Annotated in this window: 20 protein-coding genes; all 20 read right to left on the reverse strand. The window is 43.3% G+C overall.

What is annotated here, in order from left to right; translation table 11 throughout:
* Positions 1-3 precede the first annotated feature (3 nt).
* The 20 genes from rplF to rpsL all read right to left on the reverse strand — a co-directional run bounded on the left by rplF (position 4) and on the right by rpsL (position 10841).
* Entirely contained in the window at positions 4-546 is a 543-nt protein-coding gene (gene rplF / locus ACEZ3G_RS02020) for a 50S ribosomal protein L6 (protein ID WP_432423808.1), read from the reverse strand.
* A 19-nt stretch (positions 547-565) separates the two neighbouring features.
* Positions 566-964: a 30S ribosomal protein S8 gene (rpsH, locus tag ACEZ3G_RS02025; protein ID WP_432423809.1), complete on the reverse strand. Its 399-nt coding sequence runs from the start codon at positions 962-964 to the stop codon at positions 566-568.
* Between the two features lie 68 nt (positions 965-1032).
* The gene (gene rpsN, locus ACEZ3G_RS02030) at positions 1033-1302 is read right to left on the reverse strand and encodes a 30S ribosomal protein S14 (RefSeq protein ID WP_047246265.1); all 270 of its coding nucleotides are present in this window, start codon (positions 1300-1302) and stop codon (positions 1033-1035) included.
* A 1-nt stretch (position 1303) separates the two neighbouring features.
* Positions 1304-1855 (reverse strand): 50S ribosomal protein L5, encoded by a 552-nt coding sequence (rplE, locus tag ACEZ3G_RS02035; protein WP_432423810.1) that lies wholly within the window; start codon positions 1853-1855, stop codon positions 1304-1306.
* Between the two features lie 2 nt (positions 1856-1857).
* A complete protein-coding gene (rplX, locus tag ACEZ3G_RS02040; RefSeq protein WP_432423811.1) occupies positions 1858-2172 on the reverse strand; it encodes a 50S ribosomal protein L24 in 315 nt (104 codons plus the stop codon).
* A 10-nt stretch (positions 2173-2182) separates the two neighbouring features.
* Complete coding sequence (gene rplN / locus ACEZ3G_RS02045) at positions 2183-2551, reverse strand: 50S ribosomal protein L14 (RefSeq protein WP_149274837.1); 369 nt, start codon at positions 2549-2551, stop codon at positions 2183-2185.
* 2 nt (positions 2552-2553) lie between these two features.
* A complete protein-coding gene (rpsQ, locus tag ACEZ3G_RS02050) occupies positions 2554-2814 on the reverse strand; it encodes a 30S ribosomal protein S17 (protein WP_432423812.1) in 261 nt (86 codons plus the stop codon).
* Positions 2815-2827: 13 nt separating this feature from the next.
* Positions 2828-3019, reverse strand: a complete 192-nt coding sequence (gene rpmC / locus ACEZ3G_RS02055) for a 50S ribosomal protein L29 (RefSeq protein WP_432423813.1) — start codon at positions 3017-3019, stop codon at positions 2828-2830.
* Positions 3020-3031: 12 nt separating this feature from the next.
* The gene (gene rplP / locus ACEZ3G_RS02060; protein WP_432423814.1) at positions 3032-3457 is read right to left on the reverse strand and encodes a 50S ribosomal protein L16; all 426 of its coding nucleotides are present in this window, start codon (positions 3455-3457) and stop codon (positions 3032-3034) included.
* 19 nt (positions 3458-3476) lie between these two features.
* Positions 3477-4199: a 30S ribosomal protein S3 gene (gene rpsC, locus ACEZ3G_RS02065; RefSeq protein ID WP_432423815.1), complete on the reverse strand. Its 723-nt coding sequence runs from the start codon at positions 4197-4199 to the stop codon at positions 3477-3479.
* Position 4200: 1 nt separating this feature from the next.
* A complete protein-coding gene (gene rplV, locus ACEZ3G_RS02070) occupies positions 4201-4608 on the reverse strand; it encodes a 50S ribosomal protein L22 (RefSeq protein WP_432423816.1) in 408 nt (135 codons plus the stop codon).
* Positions 4609-4611: 3 nt separating this feature from the next.
* Positions 4612-4890 (reverse strand): 30S ribosomal protein S19, encoded by a 279-nt coding sequence (rpsS, locus tag ACEZ3G_RS02075; RefSeq protein ID WP_138656055.1) that lies wholly within the window; start codon positions 4888-4890, stop codon positions 4612-4614.
* Between the two features lie 13 nt (positions 4891-4903).
* A complete protein-coding gene (rplB, locus tag ACEZ3G_RS02080; protein ID WP_432423817.1) occupies positions 4904-5728 on the reverse strand; it encodes a 50S ribosomal protein L2 in 825 nt (274 codons plus the stop codon).
* 9 nt (positions 5729-5737) lie between these two features.
* Positions 5738-6028 (reverse strand): 50S ribosomal protein L23, encoded by a 291-nt coding sequence (rplW, locus tag ACEZ3G_RS02085; protein WP_432423818.1) that lies wholly within the window; start codon positions 6026-6028, stop codon positions 5738-5740.
* 6 nt (positions 6029-6034) lie between these two features.
* Positions 6035-6664 (reverse strand): 50S ribosomal protein L4, encoded by a 630-nt coding sequence (gene rplD / locus ACEZ3G_RS02090; RefSeq protein ID WP_432423819.1) that lies wholly within the window; start codon positions 6662-6664, stop codon positions 6035-6037.
* Positions 6664-7287, reverse strand: a complete 624-nt coding sequence (gene rplC / locus ACEZ3G_RS02095) for a 50S ribosomal protein L3 (protein WP_432423820.1) — start codon at positions 7285-7287, stop codon at positions 6664-6666. Before rplC ends, rplD begins: the two co-directional genes overlap by 1 nt.
* Before the next feature lie 229 nt (positions 7288-7516).
* A complete protein-coding gene (gene rpsJ / locus ACEZ3G_RS02100) occupies positions 7517-7822 on the reverse strand; it encodes a 30S ribosomal protein S10 (protein ID WP_007094989.1) in 306 nt (101 codons plus the stop codon).
* Between the two features lie 11 nt (positions 7823-7833).
* Positions 7834-9963: an elongation factor G gene (gene fusA / locus ACEZ3G_RS02105; RefSeq protein ID WP_432423821.1), complete on the reverse strand. Its 2130-nt coding sequence runs from the start codon at positions 9961-9963 to the stop codon at positions 7834-7836.
* Positions 9964-9966: 3 nt separating this feature from the next.
* Positions 9967-10443 carry a 30S ribosomal protein S7 gene (gene rpsG / locus ACEZ3G_RS02110; protein ID WP_432423822.1) on the reverse strand — a complete coding sequence of 159 codons (477 nt, stop codon included), beginning with the start codon at positions 10441-10443 and terminating at the stop codon, positions 9967-9969.
* Between the two features lie 23 nt (positions 10444-10466).
* Complete coding sequence (gene rpsL, locus ACEZ3G_RS02115; RefSeq protein ID WP_031445118.1) at positions 10467-10841, reverse strand: 30S ribosomal protein S12; 375 nt, start codon at positions 10839-10841, stop codon at positions 10467-10469.
* Positions 10842-10975: the final 134 nt, after the last annotated feature.

The raw sequence follows: 10975 nt of genomic DNA on the forward strand, positions 1-10975 counted from the left end.
ATATTAAGCGGATTTACCTGCTTTTCTCCTTAATTGTTCTCCTACGAACTTCACACCTTTTCCTTTGTACGGCTCAGGTTTACGGAACGATCTTATTTTTGCCGCAATATGCCCCACTAACTGCTTGTCATGTGATGTAAGCTTTATTGTGGGGTTTTTTCCTTTCTCCGAAGTGGTCTCGACCTTTACCTCAGGGGCAAGCTCGAAAACTATATTGTGGGAAAAACCAAGTGCCAAATCCAATTTCTGTCCTTGGTTACTGGCCCTATAACCAACACCTACCAATTCCAATTCTTTGGTCCATCCTTTTGAAACACCTTCAATCATGTTCGAAAGCAATGATCTATAAAGACCATGTTTGGCCTTATGCTCCTTAGAATCTGAAGGACGAGCAACAACAACTTCACCATCCTCAGTTTTAATGGAAACCCCTGAATATTCTTGGGTCAACTCACCCAACTTACCCTTGACCGTCACCATATTCTCTTGAACATCTATGGTCACGCCCTCTGGTATCGTTATCGGATTATTACCTATTCTTGACATTTTCTATCGCTTTATTGTATTAATAGACGTAGCACAACACTTCACCACCTACATTCTCGTTCTTGGCCTGCTTACTGGTCATTACACCATGAGAGGTTGATACGATGGCTATACCCAATCCGTTCAACACCCTTGGCAAATCACTTGAACCGGCATACTTACGCAATCCTGGTTTACTCACGCGCTGCAATTTTTTTATAACAGGTTCCTTGGTCAACCTATCATACTTAAGGGCAATCTTGATTCTTTCCTGAACCTTGTCCTCTTCAAACTTATAGCTCAAGATATAACCTTGATCGAACAAGATCTTAGTTATCTCTTTTTTTACACCCGAGGCAGGTATTTCGACTACCCTATGGCCTGCACGGCTGGCATTTCGTATTCTTGTTAAATAATCTGCTATAGTATCTGTTACCATTTCTATTTTGTTTTGGAATCGGTTTCCAACTTCTTCAAGCCAGACCTAAAACCAGTTATAATTATTAATTACCAGCTTGCTTTTTTAACACCGGGTATCAATCCTTTATTGGCCATTTCCCTGAACATAACCCTAGAAATACCGAAAGTTCTCATATAGCCCTTTGGCCTTCCTGTCAACTTACATCTATTGTGCATACGAACTGGAGAAGCATTTTTCGGCAATTTCTGTAATGCTTCGTAATCACCGGCTTCTTTCAAAGCCTTTCTCTTCTCAGCATATTTAGCTACAGTTCTCGCCCTTTTTCTTTCTCGGGCCTTCATTGATTCTTTAGCCATACTATTTCTTTTTAAACGGTAATCCCAATTCTGTTAATAATGACTTTGCTTCCTTATCGGTATTTGCGGAAGTCACGAAGGTAATATCCATACCATTTATTCGATTGATCTTATCGATATTTATTTCAGGAAAAATTATCTGCTCAGTAACACCTAGACTATAATTGCCCCTTCCGTCAAAGCCCGTTGCACGTATTCCTTGAAAATCACGGACCCTAGGTAAAGCGGTGGTCACCAATCTATCCAAGAACTCGTACATTCTCTCCCCGCGCAAAGTAACTTTCGCCCCAATGGGCATACCTTTACGCAACTTGAATGCGGCAACGTCTTTTTTAGACATCGTCGGTATAGCTTTCTGGCCCGTTATCATTGACAACTCATCAACCGCATGGTCAATAAGTTTTTTATCGGCAACCGCAGCCCCAATACCTCTACTAACCACGATCTTTTCCAATTTAGGAACCTCCATTACGTTTTTGTAACCGAACTCCTCTTTCAACGCATTGACAACACGTTCGCTATATTCTTTCTTCAATCTTGCAACGTAAGCCATAACTATATTACTTCATTGGATTTTCTTGAAACTCTGACCTTAACGCCATCGCGCATTTCGTAACCTACCCTTGTAGTTTCACCTGACTTGGAATCGATCAACGCCAAGTTCGATATGTGGATCGGAGCTTCTTTTTTTATAATACCTCCCTGGGGGTTTTTAGCACTGGGTTTTTCATGTTTCGACACCATATTGGCACCTTCGACAATGGCCTTGTTTTTTGCTACATCAACCTTTACGACCTTACCTTCGGTACCTTTATGGTCACCGGCCACGATCCGCACGGTATCTCCTGTTTTGATTTTCAACTTTTTCATTATTGCTCTTTTAAAGTACCTCTGGGGCCAATGAAACAATTTTCATGAACTGCTTATCACGTAGTTCCCTGGCTACAGGTCCAAAAACACGTGTTCCTCTCATTTCGCCCGTCGGATTCAATAAAACACAGGCGTTGTCATCGAAACGAATGTAAGAACCGTCAGGCCTTCTAACTTCTTTTTTTGTACGAACAACTACTGCGGTCGATACAGCACCTTTTTTTATACCTCCGTTGGGGGTAGCTTCTTTCACAGAAACAACAATCTTATCACCAATTGAAGCATATCTTCTTTTTGTACCTCCGAGCACACGAATGGTCAAAACCTCTTTTGCCCCTGTGTTATCCGCAACCTTTAACCTTGATTCTTGCTGTAACATAATTATTTAGCTCTTTCTAAGATTTCTACCAACCTCCAACACTTAGTCTTGCTCAAAGGCCTGGTCTCCATTATTTTAACGGTATCGCCTTCATTACAGTCGTTCTTCTCATCGTGCGCAACATATTTCTTCGTTTTCAAGACGAATTTACCGTACATAGGGTGCTTCACACGTTTCACCTCTGCAACGACAATGGATTTCTCCATTTTATTGCTGGTAACGACCCCTATTCTTTCCTTTCTTAAGTTTCTCTTTTCTTCCATAAAGCAGAACCAGTTATTGGTTTTCCCTATTTGTTAATTCCGTTGCCAATCGAGCTACCGTTCTTCTAACCTTTCTAATTTGAAGGGGATTCTCCAATGGGGTCACAAAATGGGCCATTTTTAAATCTGCGTGCTGTTTTTTATACTCGGTAAGCTTTTGAGTTAATTCCTCGACCGACAATTCTTTGATTTCCTTGTTTTTCATAATTCCCGATTATTAATCCTCACCAGTATAATCCCTAGCAACTATAAATTTTGTCTTGACGGGCAGTTTCTGTGCAGCCAATCTCAATGCTTCTTTTGCAATGTCCATATTTACACCGGCAACCTCGAACATAATTCTACCCGGTTTCACCACTGCAACGAAATATTCGGGTGCTCCCTTACCTTTACCCATACGTACCTCCAATGGTTTCTTGGTAATTGGCTTGTCAGGGAATATTTTAATCCATAATTGACCTTCCCTTTTCATATATCTGGTAGCGGCAATACGCGCGGCCTCGATCTGACGCGATGTCAAGAAAGCCGAATCCAAAGATTTTATACCAAACATGCCGTTTGAAAGCAGATGACCTCTTCCGGAGTTACCCTTCATACGGCCCTTCTGCATTTTACGAAACTTGGTTCTTTTCGGTTGTAACATTGCTAAACTTCTTTTCTAATTATTTTCTGCGGCGTGGTTTTCTTCCACCGTCGCCTCGTTTTTCACCCTTTCCTGCTTGGCCCTTGGTCATACCGACCAATGGTGAAAGCTCTCGCTTACCGTAAACCTCACCCTTCATTATCCATACCTTTATACCCAACTTACCATAGGTAGTCTGAGCTTCTTGCAGTGCATAATCTATATCGGCCCTGAAAGTAGAAAGTGGAATACGGCCCTCTTTGTAAGATTCAGAACGCGCCATCTCGGCTCCGTTCAAACGCCCAGAAATCTGAATCTTGATTCCCTCCGCATTCATGCGCATCGCTGCGGCAATTGCCATTTTTATCGCACGTCGGAAGGAAATTCTGCTCTCGATTTGGCGCGCCACACTGGCGGCAACCAAATTGGCATCCAATTCAGGTCTTTTGATCTCATAAATATTGATCTGAACCTCTTTGCCCGTAATTTTCTTAAGCTCTTCCTTAAGCTTATCAACTTCCTGTCCACCTTTACCAATAATGATTCCCGGTCTTGCCGTTGTCACGGTAACGGTTATCAATTTCAAGGTTCGCTCGATGATCACCCGAGAGACGCTGGCCTTTGCCAAACGTGCATGGATGTATTTACGGATCTTATCATCCTCAGCTAGCTTATCACCATAATCATTGCCCCCGTACCAGTTAGACTCCCATCCTCTGATGATTCCCAGGCGATTTCCTATCGGATTTGTTTTTTGTCCCATTCTAGCTTTCTATATTATTGTTAGATCCCAGCACCAAAGTAACATGGTTGGAACGTTTTCTAATTCTATGCGCACGACCCTGTGGAGCCGGTCTCAACCTTTTCAACATGGTTCCGCCGTCAACACGAATCTCCTTGATATAAAGATCTGCATCCTCTACACTGGCATCTTCATTCTTGGCCTGCCAATTCGCAATTGCGCTCAGCAAAAGCTTTTCCAATCTTCTAGAGGCCTCTTTTGAATCAAATTTCAGAATTGCCAAGGCCTTTTCAACTTGTACCCCTCTGATCAAATCAGCGACCAATCTCATTTTTCTTGGCGAAGTAGGACAGTTGTTCAGTTTGGCAAACGCCATCTGTTGTTTCTCTGCCTTGATCCTTTCGGCCATTTGTCTTTTTCGAACTCCCATAGCTTACTTTTTACCTTTATTCTTTGCCCCCGCGTGACCCCTAAAAGATCGGGTAGGTGAAAATTCGCCCAGTTTATGCCCCACCATGTTCTCGGTAACAAAAACGGGCACAAATTGCCTCCCGTTATGCACGGCGATGGTCAAGCCTACGAAATCAGGGGTTATCATTGACGCCCTTGACCATGTCTTTATGACGCTTTTCTTGCCCGATGACGCATTTTGCTGGATTTTCTTTTCCAGACTATAGTGAACGTAAGGTCCTTTTTTTAGTGAACGTGCCATTTCTTTCTACTTTTTATTTCTTTCTACGTTCTAATATATATCTGTTCGTGCTCTTCGTCTTAGATCGGGTTCTATATCCTTTAGCAGGAATACCGTTTCTAGACCTAGGATGACCTCCTGAAGCCCTTCCTTCACCACCTCCCATCGGGTGATCGACCGGGTTCATGGCGACTGGCCTCGTTCTTGGCCTTCTTCCCAACCATCTACTTCTACCGGCCTTACCGGAAACCAATAACTGATGATCAGAATTGGAAATGGCCCCTACAGTCGCCATACAGGCCGAAAGAATCAATCTTGTCTCGCCTGATGGCATTTTTACCGTTACGAACTTGCCCTCTTTTGCCATTAGCTGCGCAAAGGTACCTGCACTTCGAGCCATGACGGCTCCTTGACCGGGGCGCAATTCAATGCATGAAATGATGGTTCCCAAAGGAATCTCACTCAGAGGAAGCGCATTTCCGATTTCCGGTGCGGCATTCGCTCCAGATGAAACCTTTTGCCCGACCTGAAGGCCGTTTTGAGCAACTATATATCTCTTTTCACCATCCTCATATTTCAACAAGGCGATAAAACCTGTTCTATTTGGATCGTACTGTATAGACTCAACCGTAGCAGCTACATCTTGCTTGTCTCGCTTGAAATCAATGATACGATACCTTCTCTTGTGACCTCCACCTTTTTGGCGCATGGTCATCTTTCCTTGACTGTTTCTACCTCCGGACTTTTTTAACGGAGCGAGCAAGCTCTTCTCCGGCTTATCAGTAGTAATCGCGTCAAATCCGTTTACTACTCTAAAACGCTGTCCAGGAGTTACTGGTTTTAATTTTCTAACTGACATTTGTCGTCTTTATAGATTGCTGTAAAAATCAATACTATCTCCTTCCGCTACATCAACTATCGCCTTTTTGATGGCGTTGGTCTTACCATGCTGCACACCTGTCTTGGTATATCTCGATTTTCTGGTAGGACCATAATTCATCGTTCGTACCTTCTTTACCGACACCCCATAGGTTGCCTCAACCGCATCCTTTATTTGAATCTTGTTCGCCCTCGGGTCGACCTCAAAACCATAACGATTGTACAACTCGCTATCAGCGGTCATCTTTTCGGTAATAATAGGCTTTATCAACACATTCATGGTTCTCTATTTTGTTAGGTTCTGCTCCAATCCTTCCAAAGCACCTTCCAATAAGACAATATTATTGGCATTTAGTATTTTGTAAGTATTTAATTCTGAGTTAGTTATGACTTCAGAATGCTTCAAATTTCGCGAAGACAAATATACACCATTATTTGAATCGCCCAAGACAAACAAAGATTTTTTGTTTTCGAGTCCCAATGATTTCAAAACACCTACAAAATCTTTAGTTTTCGGTGTGTCAAAATCGAAGTCTTCAATGACCAAAATCGCCTTTTCTTTTGTCTTGATGCTCAATGCCGATTTACGGGCCAATCGCTTCAAATTTTTGTTCAACTTTTGGCCATAATCCTTCGGCCTAGGTCCGAATATTCGTCCACCACCCCTAAAAACCGGCGACTTGATACTACCTGCACGTGCCGTGCCCGTACCTTTTTGTTTCTTGATCTTTCGTGTACTTCCGGCAATCTCACCACGTTCCTTAGACTTATGGGTGCCCTGTCTTTGATGTGCCAAATATTGCTTAACATCCAAATACACCGCATGATTGTTTGGCTCAATTGCGAAAACAGCATCAGAAAGGTCAGCCTTTCTGCCTGTTTCTTTTCCTTTTATATCTAAAACTGCTACTTTCATTATTGCCACCTTTGTATCGTTACGTATGCATTTTTATGCCCGGGAACACATCCCTTGACAACCAAAATATTCTTCTCGGGCACAACTTTCAAAACCCTAAGATTCTGTACGGTCACACGCTCTCCGCCCATACGGCCGGCCATACGCATTCCTTTGAACACTCGTGAGGGATCAGAACCTGCACCGATCGATCCAGGGGCGCGTAGACGGTTGTGCTGACCATGGGTAGATTGACCTACGCCGCCAAAACCATGTCGCTTTACAACCCCTTGAAAACCTTTTCCTTTCGAGGTGCCGACTACGTCGACAAATTCTCCTTCTACAAAAATGTCGACACCTAAAGTATCGCCTAACTTGTAATCACCCTCAAAACCTTGAAATTCAACGACTTTTTTCTTCGGAGATGTACCTGCTTTTTTGAAATGGCCATTTTCTGCCTTGTTCGCACGCCTCTCTGTCTTGTCATCGAAACCCAGTTGAAGTGCTCTGTAGCCATCAACTTCTTCGGTTCTGACTTGGGTAATTACGCATGGACCGGCTTCTATGACAGTACATGGAACGTTTTTTCCATTTTCGTCAAAAATGCTGGTCATGCCTACTTTTTTTCCTATTAACCCAGACATATTTAATTTATATTAATTAATGTTTAACTGTACTCTCAATTTGTTGACAAAAAAACAGGGCCAAAAACAATTCAACCCTGAATTCATTTTTGTTACCGTTTTTCCTTTGCACGCAGCTCGGGACATGTAAACGCTGAACATAAATCAGCTTTTCTTTCATTGCGACACTTCGACTTCGCTCAGTGTTTGTTGCGCCTCACTTTCCGGTTTATGGAAAGTCAAGTACTCACTAAACTTTTATCTCGACCTCGACCCCACTAGGAAGCTCCAACTTCATCAAGGCGTCGATCGTCTTCGATGAGGAACTATAAATATCCAAAAGTCTCTTATACGAACTCAACTGGAATTGTTCCCTCGATTTCTTGTTTACATGAGGAGACCGCAAGACCGTAAAAATCTTCTTGTGCGTTGGCAATGGAATCGGACCCGTTACCACCGCCCCGGTCGTTTTTACCGTTTTTACGATTTTTTCAGCAGATTTATCCACCAAATTGTGATCGTAAGATTTTAACTTTATCCTGATTTTTTGACTCATCTTTCTTAAAATTAAGCGGTTACGCCTTTGGCGGCCTTAATTACTTCTTCGGCAATATTCGATGGTGTTTCGGCATAATGCGAAAATTCCATGGTCGAGGTCGCCCTACCCGAAGACAAGGTTCTCAACGAGGTCACATATCCGAACATTTCAGACAATGGCACTTCGCCCTTGATGACCTTAGATCCCGCCCTATCGCTCATGTTCGAAATTGTTCCTCTTCGTCTGTTCAAATCACCGACGATATCACCCATATTCTCTTCTGGAGTAAGAACCTCTATTTTCATTATGGGCTCCATAAGTACGGAACGGGCCGCCCTTGCCGCTTCTTTGTATCCTAATTTTGCAGCAAGTTCGAAAGATAACGAATCGGAATCCACCGCATGGAACGAACCGTCTTTCAAGGTAACTTTCATGCTATCCATTTCAAAACCTGCCAAAGGACCGTTTTTCATGGCTTCCTTGAATCCTTTTTCAACGGATGGAATGAATTCCTTAGGAATATTTCCACCCTTTATCTCGTTGACAAACTCAAGTCCCGTAGTGGTCTCTTCACTAGCCGGCTCCATTGTAAACACGATGTCGGCAAATTTACCGCGACCACCTGATTGTTTCTTATAAACCTCCCTATGATTGGCAGATTGGGTAATCGCCTCTTTATACTCAACCTGAGGTTGACCTTGGTTAACTTCAACCTTGAACTCACGTCGAAGTCGGTCTACGATGATATCCAAATGAAGTTCTCCCATTCCTGAAATAATCGTCTGGCCGGAAGCTTCATCGGTTTTTACCTGAAAGGTTGGGTCTTCCTCCGCCAGCTTGGCGAGCGCCATTCCCAATTTATCGACATCGGCCTTGGTCTTCGGCTCTACAGCGATACCGATAACCGGATCAGGGAAATTCATACTCTCCAATACTATAGGATGTTTCTCGGAAGAAAGTGTATCCCCCGTTTTAATATCCTTGAATCCAACGGCAGCGCCAATGTCTCCTGCCTCGATAAATTCGATGGCATTCTGCTTGTTGGCATGCATCTGATAAATCCTTGAAATACGCTCTTTGTTACCAGAACGATTGTTCAACACATAGGAGCCTGCGTCCAAGCGACCCGAATATGCCCTAAAAAATGCCAATCGCCCGACAAAGGGATCCGTAGCAATTTTAAATGCCAAAGCCGAAAAAGGCTCTTTGGGATCCGGCTTTCTTTTAATTTCCTCTTCCGTATCCGGATTAATTCCAACAATGGCATCCTTATCCAGAGGTGAAGGCAAATATCTTACAACCGCATCCAACAAAAATTGAACACCTTTGTTCTTAAATGACGAGCCACATATCATCGGTATGATCGCACGATCCATGACAGCGGCCCTAAGCGCGGCATGAACTTCTTCTTCAGTAATCGAATCCTCGTCCTCAAAGAACTTCTCCATCAATTGTTCATCGTACTCCGCTACTGCTTCGATCAATGCCGCACGATATTCTTTGACTTCAGCTTCCATTTCTGCAGGAATATCGATTACATCGAAGGTAGAACCAAAGTTCTCATCATGCCAAACAATCGCCCTGTTCTTTGCCAGATCAACGATGCCTTTAAAGTCAGCTTCTTCACCGATCGGCAAGACTATGGGCACTGCATTTGACCCCAACATTTCTTTCACCTGATTACAGACCATCAGGAAATTCGACCCTTGGCGATCCATTTTATTCACGAAACCAATTCTGGGAACCTTATAGTTGTCGGCAAGTCTCCAGTTTGTTTCCGATTGCGGCTCGACACCATCAACGGCACTAAAAAGGAATACTAATCCGTCAAGGACCCTCAATGAACGGTTCACCTCAACAGTAAAGTCAACGTGACCCGGTGTATCAATAATATTAAAGTGATACCCCTTTGCGTCGGCAGTCGGTTTTCCGTTCTCGGTTGGAAAGTGCCATTCACAGGTCGTTGCCGCCGAAGTAATGGTAATACCACGCTCCTGCTCTTGCTCCATCCAGTCCATAGTTGCGGCCCCATCATGAACCTCCCCAATTTTATGGCTTACACCCGTGTAAAAAAGGATACGCTCAGTGGTCGTGGTCTTGCCTGCATCAATGTGGGCGGCTATACCAATGTTTCTTGTATATTTTAAATCTCTTGACATTTTTTAAAATCTAAAGTGGGAAAATGCTTTATTCGCCTCCGCCATTTTGTGGGTATCCACCCTTTTCTTTACTGCCGCACCTTCTTCTTTCGAGGCGGCCAAAATCTCGGCAGCCAACTTTTGCGACATTCCCTTTTCATTACGTTTGCGCGAGTAACTGATCAACCACTTCATTGCGGTAGAAATCTTTCTGTCAGGACGAATCTGCATCGGAATCTGAAATGTTGCCCCGCCAACCCTTCTACTTCTTACTTCAACGTGCGGCATAACATTCGACAATGCATCTTTCCACAATTCCAGCGCCGTCTTCTCATCGTCCGTTTTCTTTTCTTCCACAATGTCCATGGCATCGTAAAAAATACTGAAGGCGACCGATTTTTTACCATCCCACATCATCATATTGACAAATCGTGTGACCAATTGGTCATTAAACCTTGGGTCGGGCAACAGTGGCCTCTTTTTTGCCTGTTTTTTTCTCATTTCTGCTTCTTAAAAAGTTTTGATTACTTCTTCGGGCGTTTTGCACCGTACTTAGATCTTCGTTGGGTTCTACCGGCAACACCTGCGGTATCCAGAGCACCCCTTACGATATGGTATCTAACTCCTGGCAAATCCTTCACCCTTCCGCCCCTGACCAATACTATCGAGTGCTCTTGTAAATTGTGCCCCTCTCCCGGAATATAAGCGTTGACTTCCTTTCCGTTGGTCAACCTGACCCTGGCAACCTTTCGCATAGCCGAGTTCGGTTTTTTAGGAGTTGTGGTATACACCCTTGTGCAGACACCCCTCCTTTGAGGGCACGAATCCAAAGCAGCCGATTTACTCTTCTTGGTAATGGTGACTCTTCCTTTTCGTACTAATTGTGAAATTGTTGGCATACTATATTATATGTATAAACAAATACTACCCCGTTTTTAAGGGCTGGCAAATGTAAGACTATTTCACAATAATTCAAATCAAGAACGATTAATTTTATTTGATTTTTTAAACCGAATGTAATTTCCACTCTTTC

The sequence above is a fragment of the Meishania litoralis genome (genome assembly GCF_042611095.1).
Classification (GTDB): Bacteria; Bacteroidota; Bacteroidia; order Flavobacteriales; family Flavobacteriaceae; genus Meishania; species Meishania litoralis.

Bases quoted from the DNA above. Each gene is read 5' to 3' on its own strand.
- rplF (WP_432423808.1), bottom strand. From the start codon at position 546: ATGTCAAGAATAGGTAATAATCCGATAACGATACCAGAGGGCGTGACC.
- rpsH (WP_432423809.1), bottom strand. From the start codon at position 964: ATGGTAACAGATACTATAGCAGATTATTTAACAAGAATACGAAATGCC.
- rpsN (WP_047246265.1), bottom strand. From the start codon at position 1,302: ATGGCTAAAGAATCAATGAAGGCCCGAGAAAGAAAAAGGGCGAGAACT.
- rplE (WP_432423810.1), bottom strand. From the start codon at position 1,855: ATGGCTTACGTTGCAAGATTGAAGAAAGAATATAGCGAACGTGTTGTC.
- rplX (WP_432423811.1), bottom strand. From the start codon at position 2,172: ATGAAAAAGTTGAAAATCAAAACAGGAGATACCGTGCGGATCGTGGCC.
- rplN (WP_149274837.1), bottom strand. From the start codon at position 2,551: ATGTTACAGCAAGAATCAAGGTTAAAGGTTGCGGATAACACAGGGGCA.
- rpsQ (WP_432423812.1), bottom strand. From the start codon at position 2,814: ATGGAAGAAAAGAGAAACTTAAGAAAGGAAAGAATAGGGGTCGTTACC.
- rpmC (WP_432423813.1), bottom strand. From the start codon at position 3,019: ATGAAAAACAAGGAAATCAAAGAATTGTCGGTCGAGGAATTAACTCAA.
- rplP (WP_432423814.1), bottom strand. From the start codon at position 3,457: ATGTTACAACCGAAAAGAACCAAGTTTCGTAAAATGCAGAAGGGCCGT.
- rpsC (WP_432423815.1), bottom strand. From the start codon at position 4,199: ATGGGACAAAAAACAAATCCGATAGGAAATCGCCTGGGAATCATCAGA.
- rplV (WP_432423816.1), bottom strand. From the start codon at position 4,608: ATGGGAGTTCGAAAAAGACAAATGGCCGAAAGGATCAAGGCAGAGAAA.
- rpsS (WP_138656055.1), bottom strand. From the start codon at position 4,890: ATGGCACGTTCACTAAAAAAAGGACCTTACGTTCACTATAGTCTGGAA.
- rplB (WP_432423817.1), bottom strand. From the start codon at position 5,728: ATGTCAGTTAGAAAATTAAAACCAGTAACTCCTGGACAGCGTTTTAGA.
- rplW (WP_432423818.1), bottom strand. From the start codon at position 6,028: ATGAATGTGTTGATAAAGCCTATTATTACCGAAAAGATGACCGCTGAT.
- rplD (WP_432423819.1), bottom strand. From the start codon at position 6,664: ATGAAAGTAGCAGTTTTAGATATAAAAGGAAAAGAAACAGGCAGAAAG.
- rplC (WP_432423820.1), bottom strand. From the start codon at position 7,287: ATGTCTGGGTTAATAGGAAAAAAAGTAGGCATGACCAGCATTTTTGAC.
- rpsJ (WP_007094989.1), bottom strand. From the start codon at position 7,822: ATGAGTCAAAAAATCAGGATAAAGTTAAAATCTTACGATCACAATTTG.
- fusA (WP_432423821.1), bottom strand. From the start codon at position 9,963: ATGTCAAGAGATTTAAAATATACAAGAAACATTGGTATAGCCGCCCAC.
- rpsG (WP_432423822.1), bottom strand. From the start codon at position 10,443: ATGAGAAAAAAACAGGCAAAAAAGAGGCCACTGTTGCCCGACCCAAGG.
- rpsL (WP_031445118.1), bottom strand. From the start codon at position 10,841: ATGCCAACAATTTCACAATTAGTACGAAAAGGAAGAGTCACCATTACC.